Here is a 22,741-nt window from a genome sequence, read left to right as displayed (position 1 = left end):
TTTTTAGTGCTGACATTGACTTTTTTTTTAACAGAGACTCATTATATACCCAAACCTAAATAAGGTTACCCCACCTTGAACTAACTAAAGTAAGGTATATAACATAAACGATACAAACTCATCATTATTTTCTTGATGCAAAGAACATGTACTAAAGACCTCAAAAAAAAAGCTCGGCATATGCCGAGCTTTTTATACTATCTTAAATTTGAAAATTTAATGTTATTCGAAGAAAATGCTACTAACTAGAATATCAAAATTAGCATCTTTTCCAACCTTTAGAGAGAACAATTTCTCTCCGTTAGTAGTCTGATAATCGTTAGATACAGAAGTTAAATCTAAAGTGATTTTAACCCATTTGCCTTTAGTATCAATACTTCCAACATATTGGTTATTAGCTGCTTTTTGGACAACTAAATCAGTATCCTCAATTGTTCCAGGATTAAATGCATTATACTTTTCATCTTTACTGTTTTTATAAACATTCAACGAAATAGATTTTGAATCAGCAGTTCCTTTAATATAAAATGAAACCTTAGTTTTTCCAGCTGGTGCATTTTTCGCTAAAGAAGTAAATACATAGTCATTTCCACTGATAGGTCCTTTAATTTCCATTGCAGTAGTACCATTAGGACCTTTACCTTTTGCTTCTACAGCATAAGCTTTCATCCCCTCTTTAGAAACATTACTTACGAACGCATTCCAATCTGAAAAATCAGAAATATACAAACCTTTGTCAGTTGGTAAAGAAACATCACCCCCTGGGTTTTCACCACCTTCTCCTGGGTTCTCTCCACCTTCTCCTGGATTCTCTCCACCTTCTACTGGAGTACCATCTTCAAACTTAATCTCATCGATTACTAAATCGTAATTACTGCTAATTGTTTTTGTTGGACCTCCGTGTTTGAATCCAATAAAATTACCAGTACCTGTAGTATTATAATCAAAACCTTTTAAGTTAAGGACAATTTTAACCCATTCTCCTTTAGTATCAATAACTCCTTCATAGTTATTAATAAATTGCTCTTCCTTATTTGTTTTTGATTTCTCAACACGTTTACTACCTTTCACATCTCCAACGTTATATGCAACGTATGTACCATCTGCTTGATACAAATTAATAGATAATGAGCGTGCATCAGCAGTACCTTTCATTAAGAAAGAAAGCTCTGTAGCACCAGTTGGCACTTTAACATTAACAACACTAAATGTGTAATCAGTTTTCTCAGGAGTCCCTTTAAACAAAAGACCTCTTGAACCATTCCAACCTAATCCAGCACCTTCAGTTGCAAACTTCAATTTATACTCTTGATTAATACTTGCATTAAACTCATCCCAGTTCTCAAAATCAGATCCAGGGAAAGCTAAATATTTACCAGGTTCAACAACGATTTCTCCTCCGTCTCCGTCTCCGTCTCCGTCACCATCTCCGTCTCCGTCACCTTCACCACTACCATCGAATGGATCTTTGTCTAATTGGATATCAGACCAATATCTTGGAACGAACTGGAAAGTTGTATTACTTCCACTAACGAATTTTGTCATTACCCCAACTAAGCTACCGCTTTTTGCAGGAACATTTTTAGTAGCGAAATCTGTAGATTGTTCAACAGCACGGTAAGTCACTTGACTTGAAGGATTCTCTTTTGAAGAAACAATATCATTATAAGTAGCATTACCTGGAGCAGGTCTGTTTTTATCCCAAAATGGTTTTCCGTGAATATCTTTTTTGAATTGAACATCAGTAATTTTAACAAGTTTACCAATATTCTCATCTTTAACAGCATCCATTAAAGAAACCTCTTTAATTAAGTCTTTTTCAGCTATAGCATCACATCCAGCAAATACGTGTTTTTTATACGTTGGATCAGAAATATAAGAAATAAATGATCTCTTAGGGTCTTTATCTTTATCACCAACAGTAATAATACCATTAGTCATTTGTACTTGAGTACCTTTTAAAGAAACATATACCTTTTTACCAAATTGGTATTTAGCGAATGAAGCTTTTACTTCAGCTTTAACAAGCAATGAGTTCACGTTATCTTCATCAACGATATAAATCTCGCGATAAAAGTTACCACCTTGATCACTTGAAACAACATAACCTTCAACAACAGCATCTTTTTCATATGTTGTCATTGTTGCTGTTACTTCATTCTTAAGCTGTGCAATAGTAAGATTCACTTGCTCCTTAATTGCAGGCTCCACACAAGTCATATCAGGTGTAGAAAAGTCATCGTTCTTAGCACATCCAGTTACTAAAAGACCTGCGAACGAAAAATATAATAGTGATTTAAAAATTGTTTTCATAATGAATTTAATCTTTTTAGAAGTTGTAATAAACATTTACAAAGAAGTTACGTCCGTAACCATACCAATATTTGTTTGCAAATGTGTTAACACCACTTTGGTTATTTAACACTTCTTGTTTGTAGTTACCATTTCTAGCTTGTTCGAATCCACCAGTTTTATAAGTTTTATTAAAAACGTTATTAATACTTGCGAAGAATCCGATAATATTTCTATTAGGTAATCTCCATGATTTACCTCCAGTAATATTAACTAAAGTAAAATCATTTAATTTTTCTTGTTTCAATGCTCTACGAACATCTTGCTCATTAACACCTGGCAACAATTGACCTGGGTTAAGAGGGTCTTTAACGAAGTTATCCGTTCTTCTAATAGCAGATACATTTGTATATGCATTATCCATATAGTTCACGTTTGCACCAACCCACCAATAACTTGGATCTCTATACTCTAATCCTAAAGATAAAGCAGTTTGTGGACCGTTACCGTTTCTGATGTTTTTCAAGTATGCTTGACCATAGTCAAAAGATCTACCTGCATTATCAGAGTTAAGTCTAATATTTGGATTGTTTGTGTAGAAAGACTGACCAAGAGCAACAGCTGCAGTAGCTTTAACAGTTTGAGTTAATTGGTACTCAGCTCCCAATTCAAGTCCTATGTTACGTTTATTCACTCCTGTTAAAGTTTCAGAAACGAAAGCACCACCAGTAGTACTATTTAATAATTCTCCATCCGAACCAACGATACCAGTACCATCAGCGTAGTAGAAATTCATTTGCGTACTGTTTTTGATTTCACTTAAGTACCCAGAGATTCTACCTTTGAATTTTGGAGTTCTAACGATATAACTACCATCAATACTGAAGATATCCTCATTTGTAATATCTTTAGTGATTAAGTTATTCACACGTACGTTAGCAAATGTATTTCTAATTGAAGGTGCTTGGTTGTAGTAAGCAACATTCATATTTAAGGCATGACGACCTGTAATGTGGTAAGTAGCCCCTCCTTTGAATCCAAAGTTATTGAAGTCTATTGCACCACTTTTTCCGTAAGAGTCATTAGCATAAACACCATTTCTGAAAAGTCCTTCTCTTTGGTATCTTGTATAGCTAATTTTTTGTCCTACATAGATGTCAAACTTATCATAGTCGAAAGCGAATTGAGAGAATACGTCAACAACATCAGCAAACATTTTATAGTTATAACCGAATTTGTCTTTCTCTCCAACATAGTGACGACCTGCAGGAATATTTCCTTGCTCATCTAAAACTATTTGTCCTTTATCGTTTCTTTCAATTTTGTTTAGGTCATTATAGCGAGCTAAACCTTTTTGATAAGTATCAATATCATTATAGAAAGTTCCACCTAATAAGTCAGTTAACTTTTTAAAGTTTTTAGAAACTAATCTTCTATAGTTTAAACCAGCGTCAAAAGTAATATTATCAGTTACTTGTGTTTTAAAGCTAGTATTAAAGTGGAATGTTTGATCCTCTTGTCTATCCTCGTAAAGGATAATTTTACTTTGCCCATTCACTCCTAAAGAGTTAATGGTATAAATTTCTTTCCAATCAACTTGACCGTCATTTCTAAAAGCATCTGCTTTTTCGTTTGCTAAGTCAGTCAACGGCAACCATTCCATCGTATCTCTATTACTGTTGTTTAGAGCATAACTTGGCATGTTACGGTAGTAAGTTGGATCTGGGTTTAAGTTATCTTGATATCCGAAACGGCTATTAGCAATATGTCCGAATTGGTAACCTAAAGTAGTAGTCAAATTACTTTTCTCACTCATTTTCCAATAGTGTGTTAACATAAAGATAGGCTCTGATACATCTTTATATCGAGAGTTTCTCTTGTCTCCACCTTGGTAACCCCAGTAAGAGTTGTATTTATAACCTTTAAGAGCAACTTGCTCATCAGTTACAGGAGAGTTTTTCGCTCTTTTGTTTTTAGCATAAATTGCTGTGAAGTTTAAGCTGTGGTTGTCGTTGAATTTTTTCTCAACTGCAGCAAAGAAAGATGGTGCATGGTAGTTCGTACCTTCCCAACGTCCTTCGTTAGCTCCACGATAAGACATAGAGATCACATAAGCCCAACCTTCACTATTCATACCAGAAGAATAAATTGCATAAGGTCTCCAGTTGTAGTTTGTATCTGAACCAGAAATACCAACTTTAGCTCCTTTACGAATGTGTGAAGCTCTTGTAGAAATGGCTTGAGTTCCTAAAACTCCGCCGAAAGTGTAGTCAGATGGTGTAGTACCAGAAGAGTATTCTTGGTTTCTAGTCGCATCATTAAGACCACCCCAGTTACCCCATTGAGGACGACCGTCGTAGATTTTGTTCATTACGATACCGTTCAACAATGTTTTCCCATATTCATTGTCTAAACCACGAATGCGGTAAAACGCAGATCCCCAGTTAAAAGCTGCTGCTTGTTGGAAAGGATCTTTTGTGGCTTGCAATAAACTTGAGGAAGTTTCTGAACCTGAGTCATCATCTCCTAAGTCGTTTTCTGTAAGAGTGATTAAACCCATTTGTTGTGATGAAGCTAAATCTTCTTCAAGGTAGATGGTACCTAAATCGACATCTTGATTGTCGATTGTTACTGGAAATCTCTTTGTACCATACCCTACATAAGATACAATAATTTGATAATCTCCAGCCTTTACATCACCTAAGAAAAAGACTCCTTCATTGTCTGTCAAAGTGGAAATATTTGTAGCGTCAATTCTCGTCAACACCGCGTTAATTGGTGTTAAAGATTTAGCATCTACAACTTTCCCTTTAATTTCTTGAACTCCTTGTGCGTAGCTCACAACTACCTGCAAAACAAGGAACAAACTAAATAAAAGTTTCTTCATAAATTAAAAATGATTAAAGTGCTATGTTAAAAAAAAGCTTTACGCTTATTTCTCTTACAAAGGTATGCTATTAAAATAATATTAACTACTTTTGTTGTAGGAATTAAGTCAAACTTTACTAAAATTTAATATGGCTACAAAACTAAGCATCCGAAATCTATTTTTTTTCGTGCTTTTCATCTCTTTTGGTGTACAAGCTCAAGAAAAGAAATACGAAATTCAAACAATTGCTTTTTACAATTGTGAAAACTTATTCGACACGATTCGTGATCCGAAAATCTATGATGAAGAATGGACGCCTACAGGTGCTCAATCTTGGACTTCAGCTAAGTACAAGCAAAAACTACACAACTTAGCAAGAGTTATGTCTATCATCGGTACAGACGAAAACCCAAAAATGCCAGCTGTTATTGGTGTTGCAGAGGTTGAGAACAGAGCTGTACTGGAAGACCTTGTAAAAGAACCACAACTACTACCAGGTAATTATGGAATTGTTCATTATGATTCTCCTGACAAACGCGGTATAGACGTTGGTTTACTTTACCAAAAAAATCACTTCACTCCTACAAGCTCTAAAGCTATCCCTACGATGATCTACGACATGACCAAAGTAGACAAATACACAGGAGAAAAAGGTGTACGTGTGTATACACGTGACCAATTATTGGTAACTGGTTTATTAGATGGTGAAGAAGTTCACTTTATCGTTAACCACTGGCCTTCAAGAGTAGGTGGTGAAAAGAGAAGTAGCCCATTAAGAGAGGCTGCTGCTGCTTTAAACGTGAAGATCATGGACTCACTGAGAGCTATCAATCCGGACGCTAAAATCATCACTATGGGTGATATGAACGACGGACCATACAACAACAGTATGAAAAAAGTATTAAAAACTGAAGCTAAAAAATCTAATGTAAAAGCTGGTGGAGTATATAATCCAATGGAAAAGATGGCTAAAGATGGATTAGGAACATTAGCATATAGAGATGCGTGGGACGTATTTGATCAAATGGTATTGACTGAACCATATGTAAGAGAAGAATATGATTCTTGGCGTTTTTGGAAAGCTAAAATCTTTAAAAAACCTTTTATGATTCAAAGCACTGGTCAATACAAAGGTTATCCACTTAGAAACACAAATGGAATCCCAGGATTTAGTGACCACTTTCCAGTTTATGTATACTTAATTAGAGAAGTTAAATAATCGTTAGATTAACTCAATGATATAACAAACCCCCATAGCACTTTTAGAGCTATGGGGGTTTGTTTTTGCAGTGAAAACAATAATTAACATTGGCTTTACATTAATTCAATAATTGTTTTTAAGATCTCTCGACCATACACGATCGAAACCTCTTCCACAAAAGATTGAAAACTAAAACTTGCCTCGTGGTTAGCATTATCAGATATTGTTCGAATTACCACACAAGGAATACCAAACTCAAAGCATACTTGAGCAACTGCAGCCCCTTCCATTTCCACACATAAAGCATTTGGCAACTCAGCAAGCAGTCTACTGCGTTGTTCGTTAGTAGAAACAAACTGATCACCACTTGCAATAGTACCAAAAAGAACTTTAGGAGCTTTTATTTTAAACTTTTTTAAATCATCACTATCGATTAACTCATTTAGATTATCAGGGCTTAAAATAGCTTTAATTCGATCCATAATAGCTATTGATAATTCTTGATCTGAATTAAAATAGCTTTTACCGATCAAAGGAACTTCAAATTTTGGTCGCAAAGGAGAAGCATCCATATCGTATTGAATCAAATCTTTTGCCACTACCACATCTCCAACACAGACATCTGTACCAATACCTCCAGCAACACCAATAAACACAACTTTACAAACGTCAAACTTGAGCAACAAAGTAGCCACGGTAGCGGCAGCTGCAACCTTACCGATACGCGAATAGACCACAACAACCTTTTGCTCCCCGAGAAAACCTTCATAATAACTGCGATTACTGATAACAGTCTCCTTCACGGAAGTCAAAGAATTAATAATACCGTTAATCTCTTGAGGGATAGCTCCAAGAATACCAATTACATTAGATGCATTCATGCTTTACAATTTAATTACGTTCAAAGTTACAAAAGTAACAAAATACTATAGGGTACTAAAAAACAAAAGAGCTATCTGTAAACAGATAGCTCTTTTATATAAAAAGTATAATTAATTTATTTCGATTATTTGTTCAATGCTTCCGCACCACCAACAATCTCTAAAATTTCATTTGTAATAGCAGCCTGACGAGCTTTATTATAGCTAAGCGTTAACTGATCTCTAAGATCTTTCGCATTGTCAGTTGCTTTGTGCATAGCCGTCATACGCGCACCGTGTTCTGATGCTACTGAATCAGCTACAGCCTTAAACAATTGAGTTTTCAATGACAAAGGAATCAATGTCTCAATAATCTCAGGTTTAGAAGGCTCATAGATATAATCAGATGAAGCATTGCTATCAGTTTCAATTGGCAATAATGGCAAGAATTGCTCAGTAACAACTATTTGCGTTGCAGCATTTTTAAATTGATTATATACGATTTGAATAGAATCATATTTCTCTTCTACAAAAGCATCCATTAACTGTTGAGCAATTACAGCAGAATTATCGAAACTTAAATCATCGTATAAATTACTGCGATTTTCTGTCACGTTAAATTGCTTGCGCAATACATCAAACCCTTTCTTACCAATTGTTAAAAGATCAATATTAGTTCCCTTAAATTCATTTTGGCTTAAGTGATTAATTTGTTTAATAATATTAGCATTAAACCCACCACATAAACCTCTATTAGAAGTAACCGCTACAAATAATACATTCTTAACCTCTCTTGTTTGAGAATATATTCCAGCGTTATCTCCTTCTAAGGTAGCGCTAATATTTTGTATCAATTCAGTCAACTTTTCTGAATATGGACGCATCGCCATAATAGTATCTGTTGCTTTTTTAAGCTTAGCTGCAGAAACCATCTTCATTGCAGAAGTAATCTGCATAGTTGAACCGATTGATGAAATCCTATTACGTATTTCTTTAAGGTTTGCCATTTTGTTATATATATTACCTTAGAATGGAAAGGAGCCAAAAGCACCTTTCCAACCTAAATCTAATTCTTAATATTTTGCAGCTACTTCTTTCGCTACTTTCTCTAATACAGCAGTTAACTCATCAGTGAATTTACCTGCTTTTAATTGATTCAATGTATCCTTGTGACGAGAGTTAAGAGCATCAAGATATTCTCTTTCGAATTCTTTCACTTTCTCCACAGGTACGTTTCTCAATAAGTTTTTAGATCCAGCGTAGATAATTGCAACTTGATCTTCAACTTTATATGGATCGTTAACAGCTTGTTTCAAAATTTCAACGTTGCGTTGACCTTTAGAAATAACGTTCATAGTCGCAGCATCTAAATCAGAACCAAACTTAGCAAAAGCCTCTAATTCGCGGAATTGCGCTTGGTCAAGTTTTAAAGTACCAGCCACTTTCTTCATTGATTTAATCTGAGCAGATCCCCCAACACGAGATACAGAAATACCCACGTTAATAGCAGGACGTACACCCGAGTTAAACAAATCAGACTCTAAGAAAATCTGTCCATCAGTAATCGAAATTACGTTAGTTGGAATATATGCAGAAACGTCACCCGCTTGAGTTTCAATAATAGGTAAAGCAGTTAAAGAACCACCACCTTTTACGAATGGTCTCAAAGACTCAGGTAAGTCGTTCATGTTTTTAGCGATATCATCATCACCAATAACACGAGCAGCACGTTCTAATAATCTTGAGTGTAAATAGAAAACGTCTCCAGGGTACGCCTCACGTCCTGGTGGACGACGTAAAATTAATGACATCTCACGGTAAGCAACAGCTTGTTTAGACAAGTCATCATAGATAATCAAAGCAGGACGTCCTGTATCACGGAAGTACTCTCCGATTGCAGCACCAGCCATAGCAGCATAAACTTGCATTGGAGCTGGGTCAGAAGCGTTAGCAGCTACGATAATAGAATAATCCATAGCTCCTTTATCTTGTAAAGTTTTAGCGATACCTGCTACAGTTGAAGCTTTTTGTCCAATTGCAACGTAGATACAGTAAACTGGTTGCCCAGCATCGTAAAACTCTTTTTGATTCAAAATCGTATCAATACAAACCGTAGTTTTTCCAGTTTGACGGTCACCGATAACTAACTCACGTTGTCCACGTCCGATAGGAATCATCGCATCTACTGATTTAATACCTGTTTGCAATGGCTCAGTAACTGGCTGACGGTAGATAACACCAGGAGCTTTACGCTCTAATGGCATTTCAAATAAATCACCTTCAATAGGACCTTTTCCATCGATTGGCAGACCTAATGTATTTACAACACGTCCTACCATTTTTTCTCCAACTTTTAAAGAAGCAATACGCCCAGTTCTCTTCACTGTAGCTCCTTCTTTAACTCCAACAGCTGAACCTAATAATACAATACCTACATTGTCTTCTTCAAGGTTTTGTACCATTGCCTCTAATCCGTTGTCTAAAACAACTAACTCTCCATATTCAGCATTTGTCAACCCGTACACACGAGCAACACCATCTCCTACTTCTAGTATAGTTCCCACTTCTTCTAATGAAGCTTCAGAGCTAAATCCAGATAACTGTTTCTTTAAAATCGCTGATATTTCAGCTGGTTTAATTTCCGCCATTTTTGTCTATGTTTATACACGAAAATTCGTGCGGTGATTTTTTAATTAGTTAATTCTCTTTTTAAAACTTGTAATTGATTAGCTAAAGACGCATTGAATTGTCTATCTCCCATTCTAAGGATAAAACCACCTAAGATATCAGGGTTAACAATATTAGAAATAATAATTTCTTTATTAGGAGCAAGAGTTTTGACTTTGTCAATCACCTTAGCTTCTAACGTTGCGTCCATAGGAATTGCAGTAGTAACAATTACTCTCTCGATTCCCTTGAAAATCTCATATTGCTTTTGAAACTCAGAAGCAATACCCTCAAGAATCTCAAATCTACTGTTTGTACTTAACAATTTAAACAACTCTTTCGTTCCCTCACTAACAGAAGCAAAAACTTCTACTAACGCGTTAAGTTTAATATCATCCTTAACGATAGGATTTAAAAGAAACGTTTTCAATTCACTGCTTTGAGATACTGATTGAGAAATAAAGATCATATCATTATTAACAGCATCAGTATTTCCTTTTTCAATGGAAATCTCAAGCATTGCTTTAGCATATCTTGCAGCTGCTCTAGTGCTTATCATAATGACTTTATTAATTTAATTTTACTTCGTCTAACATCTTCTCAACCAATTTAGATTGAGCCTCTTTGTTAGCCAATTGATCTTTTAATAATCTTTCAGCGATTTCAATTGAAATTGAAGATACTTGATTTTTAAGATCGATTACTGCAGCCGCTTTTTCGCTTTCGATAACAGCTTTCGCTTGTGCAATTAATTTCTCTCCATGAGCTTCTGCCTCAACTTTTGCATCAGCAATCATTTGCTCTTTAATTTCTCTAGCTTCTTTAAGTAAAGCATCGCGCTCAGCACGAGCCTCAGCTAATAATTTCTCATTATCAGCTTTTAAATTAGCCATTTCTCTTTTTGCATTCTCAGCTGCTGCTAATGCGTCAGTAATACCCGCCTCACGAGCTTCTAAAGCATTTACAATTGGCTTCCATGCAAATTTCCCTAAAACAAATACCACCACTAATAAGATGATAAATTGCCAGAAAAATAATCCAAAACTGAAATCGTTAATTAACTTCTCCATTATCTAAAATTATACTTTTTAATGCCTATTTTGTTTAATTAAGAGGTTTACCTATGACCAACCGTCACAGATAAACCTCTTTTTGTTTTCTTGGATTATTTACCTAAGATTAAAGCACCGAATGCTAAACCTTCCAATAATGCACCAATAATAATCATCGCAGTTTGGATTTTTCCAGCAGCTTCTGGTTGACGAGCAATAGCGTCCATTGCAGAAGATCCGATTTTTCCTAAACCGTAACCAGCTCCGATTACGATTAAACCTGCACCAATAATGTTTGGTAATTCCATAGTGATTGATTTATATTAATTAAACAAATTTTAAATTGATTCTTGATTTAATACTATTAATGATGAGCTTCTTCGTGATCGTGCTCAGCAACAGCCATTCCGATAAATAGAGAAGATAACATCGTAAAGATGAACGCTTGTAAGAAAGCAACTAATATCTCTAAGAATACTAAGAAAGTAGAAAGTAAAAACCCTACTGCTGTAGCTCCACCTGTAGTCAACTCTTGTTGCATTACGAAGATGATAGCAATTAACCCAAATACTACAGAGTGACCTGCTGTAATATTAGCAAAAAGACGAACCATCAATGAGAAAGGCTTAATTAAAGCTCCTAAAATCTCAATTGGCGCTAACATTATTTTCATTGGTACTGGAACACCAGGCATCCACAACATGTGTTTCCAATAATCTTTGTTTGCAGAAAAGTGAACAAAGAAAAAAGTAAACAATGCTAAACAAGCAGTTACCGATATGCTTCCTGTTACGTTAAATCCAAGTGGAGTTAACCCCAATACGTTTAATAAGAAAATCAAAAAGAAAACTGACAACAGATAAGGCATAAACTTCTTATACTTATCTTTTCCAATGTTTGGAATTGCCATTTCATCACGCACATAAAGCACCATTGGCTCTAAAGCTCTCGAAAAGCCTTTTGGCAAGTTATTTGGCCCGTTTTTATACGTTTTAGCCAAACCTGTAAACATGATGATGATTAAAATAGTAGTAAACATCAATGACGCAACATTTTTTGTAATTGAAAAATCCAAAGGTTTTTCATTAGTTACAAAATGCTTGTCATCATAGTTAATTGTTCCCTCAGCGTCAGTCTTATAGATTTTGCTGTGGTACAATTTATACGTTTGTCCATCTTTTTCAACTAATTTCTTACCGTAGTCGAATTCAGAAGACATAAATACTTTAAGGCCGTTGTCTATTAAAATTACTGGTAACGGAAATCCGTAATTTTTACCAGTCGCCTCATCTGAGAAAAACACAAATGAATAATCATCTGCTAAGTGATGCGTGATGTGGTCTTGAACTTTCTCCTTTTGAGTTTTTTCAGCCACAACATGCTCTGTATCCTCTACAGCTTCAAGTGTTTCCTCAATTGACTGCTCAGCTTTTGAAAGGTTTCCTTCATTACTTTGAGCATTAGTTTGTGCATACGAAAATACAGACGATGCTGTAAAAATTACAGCTGCTAATAAATTCAGTGATTTCTTCAGAGTCACCATACCTTAACTTCTTGAATATTTATGGTTCTTAAAATTTTGTGCAAAAGTACAATAAATCTTATATAATCATACCTTTATGCGAAACTTTTTTTGTTAACTTTTTTCTGCGCTACTATTCTTATTCAAAACGAAATAGCTCAAATATGCATCTACCCCAAGAAAAACCAGAACAGATACAAGAAAATTTACTTTGAATCCCAGATCGACATTTTCACTGTCTAAACCTGCCTTAGCAAAAAGATAACTAACGACAAGCCTAAGCGTTATGAAGCCCAAAAAGACAAAGCCCAAGTTATTTGGCAGGCTATTTTTAATCCCTACCATTGCTGCAAATATAACAATCGTAAAAATCAATCCTAATCCATAAAATCCAAATAAACTATATCCTAATACAGGAAGTGAATTTCCCAAATCCGTAAAAGAAATAATCGCATAATGCGCTAAAAAGCAGATTGCTAAAAATCCGAGCGCTTTCAATCCAACACCAAGTGTCTGTCTATCCATCTTTACTTTTGATTAATTTGATGTACTTGTCTAATAACTTGGTACAAAGCTAATCCTACTCCCAATAATGTACAAGTTTTATTTGCAATACCATTGTTAAAATCGTATTTACCATCTAACCAATCTCCTAACAAATGAGCCAAATAAATAGTAATCCCCATTTGAAACGGCATCGTAATTAAAGTTAGCCACTTATTAGGTCCCTTATCATTTGGCTTTTGTTTATTCAAAATATCAATTTCTTACTATTATCCCTTCTTTTCAACAGCTTCTAATTTCTCCGTTTTTTCAGCTTTCTCTTGTTTGCCATTGGATTTAGAATCCTTACCTGACTGCCCAAGCATTTGGCAAGTAACCTCTATATTTCCTCCAGGTTCAACAGATAATCTCCCCACTATTAATTCTCCTTTGATATTCGCATTTGTTTTCACTGTAAGCAGATCGTTCACGCGAATAATACCTTCAACAGTTCCTTCAATATCGGCATTCTCACAGTCGATGTTTCCAACCACCTTAGCCTGTGGTCCTACAACAACTCTTCCTTTTACAAGTAAATTTCCCTTCAATTCTCCATCGATGCGAAGATCAGAGACTGCTTCAATATCTCCTCTAATAATAGTTGCTTCAACTATTCTATTCGTTTTTCCTAACAAATCTACAGAAGACTCTTTTTTTGAATTTTTAAACATAATCTATTTTTTTTCAACCTTTTTTTACTTAACTATTGTGGAGGAAAGAACTTATCAATAAACTCTTTCCAATTCTTTTTAATCTGAATAATAACATAGTCATTCGTTTCCACAGGATAAGCAAGTATTCCCAACCTATCTATCACTTTTTCAGCATCTTCTTTACTTCTAAACCCATGTAAAACTAATATTTTTTCGCTTGTCAAATAGTAATCTTCCGAAAACTTAATTCCGATTTGCTCATTAATTGCACCGAAATCAGCCATTTTTCTACGTAAATCTCCCACTTGTCCCGCATCCCTATCAGAGACCCACACGGCTACCTTCCAACTATCAGCACTATTGTTATTTGTAAACTCTCGTGCTTCCAAGCTGACTACCTCATTGTTTAGTATTTCCTCAGCTTCTTTACCTTCTTTTGTAGAGCTATAGGTCATAGCAATGAAATTGAGCGCCTCTTTATAAGCATTAATTCCCTCTTTTCGAGCAATGATTCTCGCTTTTAACAATTCGAATTTACTAATATAGTCATTATCGTAATTCTCTAATACAAAATCTACTTCCTTGTATGCTTTTTCAATATCTCCACTTGCGTAGACACGATACACTTTCGTAAACAACTGTTCGGGTGATAAGTCATCGATCTCGCTCATTTTGACATTCTGCAGTAATTTTGCATAACGCGAGTTTGGATAATTACGGATGATATACGCTTTCATAGCCATCGCCTTATCATTGTCAATCTCTAAGTATATCTTATACAACTTATACATACTTGGCAAAATAAGTCGATTTGCAGGCGCAGGTACAAAAGCTAATAATTTTTCAAATCGCTCAGCAGCTAACTTGTATTTCTTAAACTGTTCGCTGTACATTGACCCTAACTGAAAATAAGCAAAATCACGATCAACGCGAAGCTTGCCAATCTCTAAAGAATCTTTTGGAATCTGTCCGATGTAATGATCCACATTATACCTGTTGTCGGGAGGAGAACCAACGGTATTTCCTTTTGATTTCCCCTCAGAGTTCTCTGTTTGTCCTACTTCCCTATGGCTATTATTCAATGCTGAAGACCATCTCCAATTATCAACTAATGGACGATTTCCCCATTTTCGCTTAAAATCCTGTTTACCATAAGCTGAAGCCTGTTGAGAATAAAAGTAGAAAGTAGAATTGCCCATTCCCTGTGGTAGACTATTTGATTCCATAAAGGAACCTACAGCCTCTCCAAAATTGGCCATATTAAAATAATCTACATTTGAATCTCTATTTTTACCTTTTAGGTTGGCTTGCAACTTTCTAAAATCTTCTCTTCTCAAGTCCTCTACATATTTGGTAAAATAAGCAATCTGTTGATCAGCAGTCATCGCCACAAGGTTGAGAATACTATCGTTCTTATGTGCAATTTGCTCGTATTTCACAACCTCTTTCAGTGCATCGCGTCTTTTCGTTAAGCGATATCGTTCTTTAAACTTCTCAGGCAAGATACTAAGTGCACTATCATAATATGATCCCGCTTCCGCATATCCAGCACTATTGAAATAGATATCGGCAATACTCAAATAGTTGTACGCCTTTAATTGCTCATCTCCTTTGCTTTCTTTTACTGCCTTTTTCAAGTAGTTCAAAGCCAAATCCGTTTTGCCAACCCCATTGTAAAACAAACCTACTTGACGATTTAGTACATCGTAATACGGGCGGTTCTCTCTATCCTTCAACAACTTTCTGTACAATTTTAGGAAAGCAGTAGAATCAGAAGCTTTGCGCACACCTAATTCAGCCATTTGACTATACGAGTGAATATAATACGATTTCGGTCCTTTGCGCTTCATCTTCACGACAGATTCGAAGTAGTGAAATGCTTCCGCTTTTTTTCCTACTCTTGCATTCAATTGTCCTAAGATAAAAGAATACCTTGCTCTTTCTTCTTTAGATTGCGTTAACTCCAAAGCATTCTTCATCGGAGCGATTGCCTCCTCAAATTTTTCGATATTGATATACCCTTGTGCAAGAATAGCGTTGGCGTCAGCCTCCGTTTGCTTCTTCATTTTTCCTTTTCGGATGTGTATAAACTCTTTCAAGTTCTTTATCGCTATATCATCATAAGAAAGTCTAAGATTTGACTTTTCACGCCATACCTTTGCTTCGTCAATCTTATCGCTATCAGGGTATTTGTACAAAATATAGTTAAACGACTCTAAGGCAGGTATGAATCTCCCGTCGTAATAACGCGCCTTTCCCAAGAGTAAATAAGCCTCATCCATCTGCCAGTTTCGCTCTCTACCTTGAATGTACATTGAGTGCTTTTGAATAGCTTTTGTAGCTTTATTCTCTGCTCGTTCAAATCCAGTACCTCCATCTAACCCACCTTCCTTGTTCTCTCCTTCAATGGAAAGGTTATCTAATATTGACCCTGGTTTACTTTTTATCGGTTCACTAATCTTAAACTCCTTTTCTGGGTCAACTTTTATCTCGATGCGCTCAACAGGAAGAATCTCCCAGAAGTTGTCATAATAGCCCTCTTTGAGAGCGATCAACGCCTCATCGTAAGCCATATCACCATTATACAGAATATTATAACGCGTAGTCATCGCGTGATATCCGCGATTAATCAGTCGATCCTGCTTCACAGAACAACTGACAATGAACAAAACACTGAAGATTAATAATAAACTGTAACTTCCTAAACTTTTCACCTTAACTCATTTATCATCTAAACTATTTTAATATACTTTTAGTATCCTTACTCACAAAAATAATGATTACTTCTTTTTTATTAAAATTTTAAACTTCTAACAAAGTAACTATTTTTTCCTTGATTAAAATAACGCGTATTTAATTACTTCAAAAAAATATAGTCACCACTGTGTAACCCAAAATGCCCAAAAAGACAATTCAAGAACGAATTGGTCTACATTGTTCCAATTATTAAGTGTAAAATAAAGGATTCAACGCATTTATTAAAGTACATCAATAACACGCAAAAAACGTGGTTCCCACTTGTTGCATTCTCAATTACTTTGCCTTTCTCCATCCATTCTACTCTCCGCAATTGGAGATATCCACAATATACTGTAAATCGTGACTTGACACGGCAAGAGCCATCTCCTTGTCTATCACCTTGCTTTTGATTAACTCACTTAAGCGAATTTAAGTAGTAGGGCTGGGATCAGCAAATGACTCATCCAAACACATCAATTCAGGCTTACCGCTAAAACAATATCAGAATGTAAAAACAAGAGTACAGTTAAAAGCAGAATTATAAACAATAACTGTACAGCTATATTAGGACGAGACATATCCTCTAAAGCAAAAGAAAACGCGAAGTAGCAAACACCTCACTGTGTCATAAACGATACTTAACTCTCAACAATCATAAGTGGAAGGTGGCAAAGAAGAAATCAATAAAAGCAAAAAGCAACTGTATAGTTCTGCGGTGGTAATATGCCAAATAGCAAAACAGGATTAAATGAGCAAGAGCATCAAACAATTCAAGATAAGTAAGTAGACTAATAGACAAAATGACTGCTACCTATTATTAGCACTCCACGAACAAGCCAGCGATAAAATCAAACGAACACAACAAAAATACCAACCGCGAAAACAAATACAGAAATCACAGTTGCCCCTATGGGTCGCAAATATTTTATAAATGAAACATCAATAAGTTTTTATCTTTGCAACCTAAATTTGTTGACAATGAAAAAAGACATTGAAATTCCAGAAGTAAAAAATGTAGAGATAGCAATTGTAAAAGAGTACAATGACAATTTTCTTGCTGACTGCTGGTACGTCTACTTATATAACAATACAGCAGAAGATATTGAAGCAATCATGATTGTCTCACAAGCGCAAGGAGAACTCAATGGAGAGAAGAGAGCATCCAGTCTATTTAGACATGCCTTTCAAAAATTAGGTCCAAAACAAGCGCTAAAAGTTGAACTACTTGATGAGAACATCTTTCAATTAGACAATACATTTATGTTGACATTCTTTCAAGGTGGCAAGCTTTATGATAAAAATTATACCCTACAGGCAAATACAATCGAAGGAATAGAATTAAAAAAATTGCCATTTGACAACAAAAATGGGGTTTTCTTATAAAATCGCAATAAACTAATTTTCAACCACATACAAGCACATTATTTATATTCAATCCAAATGATTCTTTGATTAACTTGCTTTTACTCAAAAAAGAATCACTTATGAAAATTAAAAACTTACTTGGATTAGGATTGGTTATCGTTGGAGCGACAATATTATTAGCATTTAATAATAAAACAACGATTACAGAATCAACAAAAGAACAATCTGAATGGAAAAACTTAAAAGTATTGCCAGCGGATATTTCTAATGATAGTTTGAAAGGCTTGATGAAAGGCTATAACGAAGCTTTAGGTGTAAAGTGTAGTTATTGTCACGCTCAAATTGAAGGTAGCGACAAATTAGACTTTGCTGATGACAGCAAAAAAGAGAAAGAATTTACACGTCATATGATTGTAATGACTCGCAAGATTAATGCGGAAAATTTCAATTGGCAAAATGCTGCAGAGCCAGAAAAAATAGATGTTGTTAGTTGTGCGATGTGCCATAGAGGATCACCACAACCATCAAAAGATCTAAAGAAATAATAGAATTTAAAACGGGGGATACAAGTATGTATCCCCCGCTTAATTCTATACAAACTAAAATGTGAATATTTGATTTCTTCACTATATAAATCATTGAATTTCAAACGAATATTTAATACTATAATAATATTGAGTTTTTCAATTTAAAGGTAATTTTACTTTACACAACAATAGATAGAATACAAAAAGTAAAACCTTAAATCACTATAACTTATGAAGTACAATCAAAAGTCGCTTATTGACATCACTTCAAATTTTATTTTACTTCCTTTTTGCAATGGAGAACCTGAATCCAAAGTTGAGTTTATCAGTCCTAATAAAGCTACTTCTTTAAGCTTTACAGCAAAGATTACCTCAGGCAAGGCACAATACTATCACCCTATACAAGTAAGCCAATTCAAGGGGCAAACCTTGAAACTAAAAATTGGTTCAGAAAATAAAATAAAACTTAGCGAGCTCCATATTGCACAACAAGAGGATCTTCCCTTACAAATATTCGAAAAACACAGGCCTTTACTTCACTTAACTGCTCCCTGGGGTTGGATGGATTTTCCCTTTGCCTTTAGCTATAGCAATCAGCATTATCAACTTCACTTTCTCAACAACTTACACCATACAGACCAACAGCATGCACATTGGACGACAGTCCTATCCAAAAATCTAATGCAATGGCAAATGGCAACCAACAACAGCGAATATCATCATCTACACAACAAAAATGTAGACTACATAGTCATTGACAAACTTAATACCTCCAATCTTGGAAAACAGACCACTTTTGCTTTCTATAAGTATCCCCATAAAAACCACAAGCTTTACTTAGCCTATAAATTAGATACTGATGGAAACTTCACACAATTTGATAACAATCCCATCGTAACAAGTAAAAATGGCCAGGAGCTCAGTTCTCCTAAAGTTTTCTATCACGTGCAAACTCAAAATTGGGTAATGCTAATAACTATGGGACATTCAATCGCCATATACAATTCAGCAAATTTACTCGAATGGCAAGAAACAAGTGTATTCAAATATCCCTATACCATCCCAAGTGATCACTGGCACAGTCCAGACTTATTCCCTCTACAATATGGAAGTCAAACCAAATGGATTCTAATGCATAGTACAAATGCACAAAAATCGAAATTTAAAGCCTTTACGCTATATCAAGTTGGGGACTTCGATGGTAGCGTATTCAAAGCAGATGAAGACAATGAAGTCAAAATACTCGACTTTGGCCGCGATTGTTATGCGGGAACGACTAACAGTAACCACCCAAAAGGAAAAACGCTATGGATAGCCTGGATGAACAACCTTCAATACGCACACAAAACACCTACAACAACTTTTCAGAATGCGATGACATTACCGCGCATTTTAGAATTGACAAAAGTGCAAAAGCAATTTATTGTCGCGAGTTTTCCAATTAAAGAGACAAAGCAACACAGAGTAGAAAAACAAAGTTATCCGTCAAGATTACTCGACAAGACAACAACAATCAAATCCATGTTAGAAAACAACAATGGCGCCTTCGAAATTGTACTCGATTTTGACATCATTGACGTCAGTACGAAATCTTTTACCTTAACCTTATCGAATAGTGAAAACGAAGAAATTTCCTATACCTATCACTTTAAGAAAGATAAAATCTATATGAATAGAAATCGAAGTGGACAAATTGACTTTGACTCAAAATTTACTTCAAAGAAAATAAAAGGCCCTTTATACGAAATCAAAAAATACAAGACAAGATTAATCGTAGACAAGTGTTCCACTGAACTATTTATAAACAAAGGAAAAGTGACGATGACCAATCTAATATTCCCAACAGAGCCCTACAACCAATTGACCTTATCGGTCGAGGAAGGCTCTGTAGATATATCAAAGTTCAACATATACCAACTTGACCTATAACAAAAAGGCTGTCGTTTTTCAACGACAGCCTTTTGAACTTTATAAACTATAACTTATAGTGCGTCTTTTTTTGGAGGAAATAAAAAAGAAGCTACTACTGATAATATTAAAACTCCACCAATCACTGATAATGAAATCATAGAATCAACGTGATAGAAAGGAGAGATAATCATTTTTATACCAATAAAAGACAATATAATAGCTAAACCATATTTCAGTTTAGAGAATCTGTCCATGAAATTAGCAAGTAAGAAATACAGCGATCTCAAACCAAGAATAGCAAAAATATTAGAAGTATATAAGATGAAAGGGTCATCTGGAGCAATAGCAAAAATAGCTGGAATACTGTCTACTGCAAAAATCACATCTGTAAACTCAATCACCATTAATGCTACGAATAGAGGAGTAACCATTTTAACCCCGTTCTTAACCGTAAAAAATTTCTCTCCGTCATACTCATTACTCACTTTAAAAAACTTGTGTACCATACGCACTGCAAAGTTTTTTGAAAGGTCTTGTTCATCACTGTGATCATCCTTAGCAAACCAAGATTTTATACCTGAAATCAATAAGAAGATACCAAAAATTGTCAAAACAATATTGATCTCAACATTTCTACCAAATAGCTCCATTTCCGGTAAATAGGTATGGTTAATGATCTCAACCCCTGCAAAAATAAATATAGCTCTAAATACTAATGCACCAATTATTCCCCAAAACAATACGCGGTGATGTAGTTCCTTGGGTACCTTAAAGAAGGTAAACACAAGAATAAAAACAAAGAGGTTATCGACTGACAACGCCTTCTCAATCCAATAAGCTGATTGGAAACGCGCAAAGTTCTCGAAATCCATGTAATAGTATATAACCCCACTAAAACACATCGCCAGACCAATCCAAACCACAGTCCATATCAAGGCCTCTTTCGTAGAAACAGTATGGCTATGACGGTTGAAAACACCTAAGTCCAACAACAGCATTACTAAAACAACAATTCCAAACCCTGCAAGTAAACCAGGGTGATTAATTAAATGATCCATTCTATTTTTTTTTTACAGGGTCAAAACTAAATATAAAAATTTCCCCCAAGAGAAACTAAAGTAATCAACTGAAATACAACACAATACATTCTAAATAGCAAATATACGAAAACAAATAAAATAAAAATAACCCCCTGTAATACAGAGGGTTATGCCTTATTTTGAATCTATTTATCAAATAACGTAAATAAACAGAAAAAATTAATCTAATTTTTCGGTAAGCTTTCTAAACGTCTTCTTCGGATCCTTACCATTGTATAGAATATCGTATACAGCATTGATAATTGGCGTTTTGGCACCGTACTTTTGGTTTAACTCATAAGCACTTTTAGCGGCATAATACCCTTCCGCAATCATACTCATCTCCATTTGCGCTGATTTTACCGTATACCCTTTTCCTATCATATTACCGAACATTCGGTTTCGGGAGAATAAGGAATACCCTGTCACTAATAAATCTCCCAGATAGGCAGAGTTATTGATATTTCTCTTCATTCGATGCACCTTCTTAATGAACTTCTTCATTTCGCGAATAGCATTACTCATCAACAAGGCTTGGAAGTTATCACCATAACCAAGACCATGAGCCATACCACAAGCAATGGCATAAATATTCTTTAATACAGCTGCATACTCAGTCCCTACAATATCATCAGTCTCTTTTACTTTAATATAGTGACTACTCAAGCAATCAGCGACCGTCTTTGCATGCTCCTCATTGCGACAAGCTAAAGTTAAATAAGAAAGACGCTCTAAGGCAACTTCTTCCGCATGACAAGGTCCCGTAATCACGGCAATATTATCATAAGGAATCCCATAAACAGTGTGAAAATGCTCTCCTACGATAAGGCTTGTTTCAGGTATAATACCTTTAATAGCCGAAATAATAACTTTCCCCTCCAAGCTGACATACAACTTCTCCATTTCCTTACTCAAAAAAGCAGACGGAATAGCAAAAATCACATAATCAGCATAAGAGATTGCTTTGTTAATATCATTAGTTAAATAAAGCTGATCGACGTCAAACTCTACAGAACTTAGGTAATTTGGATTATGAAAATTAACCTTGATTTCTTCTAAGGCCGTATCATTTCTCATATACCAAGCAATCTTCGGAAGATTCTCACTTAGCATTTTTACAATAGCGGTTGCCCAACTTCCACCACCAATTACCGCAAACTTTGGATAATCACTCATAATTTTAGATTATATCTATGCCAAAAGTAAATAAAAAACTTATTGCAAACAATGATAGTAATAACTCCATTCTTTTTAACAGCACTAAGATATTTCACAGAAAAAATACCAATAAGACTATATTAATCATTAATTGTAAACCATAATCATAAAAAAACGATTAATTGGAGTGATACGATTAATATAAAACAAAATAAAGGTTAACATATTTATACCTAATTAATTCACAAATGATAGATAAGAGAATATTTACATCGTATCTTATAAAGATACCTAACCAAAATT

Annotated in this window: 19 protein-coding genes; 4 read left to right on the top strand and 15 right to left on the bottom strand. The window is 35.0% G+C overall.

Annotated elements, in window-relative coordinates; translation table 11 throughout:
• Positions 1-222: 222 nt before the first annotated feature.
• A complete protein-coding gene (locus GOQ24_RS01840; RefSeq protein ID WP_160338993.1) occupies positions 223-2,313 on the bottom strand; it encodes a DUF5689 domain-containing protein in 2,091 nt (696 codons plus the stop codon).
• Between the two features lie 16 nt (positions 2,314-2,329).
• Complete coding sequence (locus GOQ24_RS01835) at positions 2,330-5,179, bottom strand: carboxypeptidase-like regulatory domain-containing protein (RefSeq protein ID WP_155090654.1); 2,850 nt, start codon at positions 5,177-5,179, stop codon at positions 2,330-2,332.
• Between the two features lie 130 nt (positions 5,180-5,309).
• Here GOQ24_RS01835 and GOQ24_RS01830 point away from each other — a divergent pair, with 130 nt between their 5' ends.
• A complete protein-coding gene (locus GOQ24_RS01830; RefSeq protein ID WP_155090653.1) occupies positions 5,310-6,380 on the top strand; it encodes an endonuclease/exonuclease/phosphatase family protein in 1,071 nt (356 codons plus the stop codon).
• Between the two features lie 95 nt (positions 6,381-6,475).
• On the opposite strand, the gene GOQ24_RS01825 is transcribed toward GOQ24_RS01830, so the two are convergent.
• The 11 genes from GOQ24_RS01825 to GOQ24_RS01775 all read right to left on the bottom strand — a co-directional run bounded on the left by GOQ24_RS01825 (position 6,476) and on the right by GOQ24_RS01775 (position 16,373).
• Positions 6,476-7,243: a 5'-methylthioadenosine/adenosylhomocysteine nucleosidase gene (locus tag GOQ24_RS01825; RefSeq protein WP_155090652.1), complete on the bottom strand. Its 768-nt coding sequence runs from the start codon at positions 7,241-7,243 to the stop codon at positions 6,476-6,478.
• Between the two features lie 125 nt (positions 7,244-7,368).
• A complete protein-coding gene (atpG, locus tag GOQ24_RS01820) occupies positions 7,369-8,229 on the bottom strand; it encodes an ATP synthase F1 subunit gamma (RefSeq protein ID WP_160338992.1) in 861 nt (286 codons plus the stop codon).
• A gap of 66 nt (positions 8,230-8,295) precedes the next feature.
• Positions 8,296-9,870, bottom strand: a complete 1,575-nt coding sequence (gene atpA, locus GOQ24_RS01815) for a F0F1 ATP synthase subunit alpha (protein WP_155090650.1) — start codon at positions 9,868-9,870, stop codon at positions 8,296-8,298.
• A gap of 41 nt (positions 9,871-9,911) precedes the next feature.
• Positions 9,912-10,448 carry an ATP synthase F1 subunit delta gene (gene atpH, locus GOQ24_RS01810; protein ID WP_155090649.1) on the bottom strand — a complete coding sequence of 179 codons (537 nt, stop codon included), beginning with the start codon at positions 10,446-10,448 and terminating at the stop codon, positions 9,912-9,914.
• A 10-nt stretch (positions 10,449-10,458) separates the two neighbouring features.
• Positions 10,459-10,959 (bottom strand): F0F1 ATP synthase subunit B, encoded by a 501-nt coding sequence (locus GOQ24_RS01805; RefSeq protein ID WP_155090648.1) that lies wholly within the window; start codon positions 10,957-10,959, stop codon positions 10,459-10,461.
• A gap of 95 nt (positions 10,960-11,054) precedes the next feature.
• Positions 11,055-11,249: an ATP synthase F0 subunit C gene (gene atpE / locus GOQ24_RS01800; RefSeq protein ID WP_155034838.1), complete on the bottom strand. Its 195-nt coding sequence runs from the start codon at positions 11,247-11,249 to the stop codon at positions 11,055-11,057.
• A gap of 56 nt (positions 11,250-11,305) precedes the next feature.
• A complete protein-coding gene (gene atpB, locus GOQ24_RS01795) occupies positions 11,306-12,484 on the bottom strand; it encodes a F0F1 ATP synthase subunit A (protein WP_155090647.1) in 1,179 nt (392 codons plus the stop codon).
• 93 nt (positions 12,485-12,577) lie between these two features.
• A complete protein-coding gene (locus tag GOQ24_RS01790; protein ID WP_155090646.1) occupies positions 12,578-12,988 on the bottom strand; it encodes a hypothetical protein in 411 nt (136 codons plus the stop codon).
• 2 nt (positions 12,989-12,990) lie between these two features.
• Entirely contained in the window at positions 12,991-13,218 is a 228-nt protein-coding gene (locus GOQ24_RS01785) for an AtpZ/AtpI family protein (RefSeq protein ID WP_258204679.1), read from the bottom strand.
• A gap of 18 nt (positions 13,219-13,236) precedes the next feature.
• Complete coding sequence (locus tag GOQ24_RS01780; protein ID WP_155090645.1) at positions 13,237-13,677, bottom strand: polymer-forming cytoskeletal protein; 441 nt, start codon at positions 13,675-13,677, stop codon at positions 13,237-13,239.
• 32 nt (positions 13,678-13,709) lie between these two features.
• Positions 13,710-16,373 (bottom strand): tetratricopeptide repeat protein, encoded by a 2,664-nt coding sequence (locus GOQ24_RS01775; RefSeq protein ID WP_160338991.1) that lies wholly within the window; start codon positions 16,371-16,373, stop codon positions 13,710-13,712.
• Positions 16,374-17,376: 1,003 nt separating this feature from the next.
• On the opposite strand from GOQ24_RS01775, the gene GOQ24_RS01770 reads away from it, so the two are divergent.
• From GOQ24_RS01770 to GOQ24_RS01760, 3 genes are all read left to right on the top strand, one after another.
• A complete protein-coding gene (locus GOQ24_RS01770; protein ID WP_155090644.1) occupies positions 17,377-17,781 on the top strand; it encodes a hypothetical protein in 405 nt (134 codons plus the stop codon).
• Positions 17,782-17,882: 101 nt separating this feature from the next.
• A complete protein-coding gene (locus tag GOQ24_RS01765; protein WP_155090643.1) occupies positions 17,883-18,308 on the top strand; it encodes a c-type cytochrome in 426 nt (141 codons plus the stop codon).
• Positions 18,309-18,521: 213 nt separating this feature from the next.
• Positions 18,522-20,219: a glycoside hydrolase family 32 protein gene (locus GOQ24_RS01760; RefSeq protein WP_155090642.1), complete on the top strand. Its 1,698-nt coding sequence runs from the start codon at positions 18,522-18,524 to the stop codon at positions 20,217-20,219.
• Between the two features lie 53 nt (positions 20,220-20,272).
• Here GOQ24_RS01760 and GOQ24_RS01755 read toward each other — a convergent pair whose 3' ends face one another.
• Positions 20,273-21,259, bottom strand: a complete 987-nt coding sequence (locus tag GOQ24_RS01755) for a TerC/Alx family metal homeostasis membrane protein (RefSeq protein ID WP_155090641.1) — start codon at positions 21,257-21,259, stop codon at positions 20,273-20,275.
• Positions 21,260-21,460: 201 nt separating this feature from the next.
• A complete protein-coding gene (locus GOQ24_RS01750) occupies positions 21,461-22,456 on the bottom strand; it encodes an NAD(P)H-dependent glycerol-3-phosphate dehydrogenase (protein ID WP_155090640.1) in 996 nt (331 codons plus the stop codon).
• Between the last annotated feature and the right edge of the window lie 285 nt (positions 22,457-22,741).

Source organism: Myroides sp. LoEW2-1 (genome assembly GCF_009767705.1).
In the GTDB taxonomy this organism is placed as follows: domain Bacteria; phylum Bacteroidota; class Bacteroidia; order Flavobacteriales; family Flavobacteriaceae; genus Flavobacterium; species Flavobacterium album_A.
This window is presented reverse-complemented; position numbering and strand designations above follow the sequence as displayed.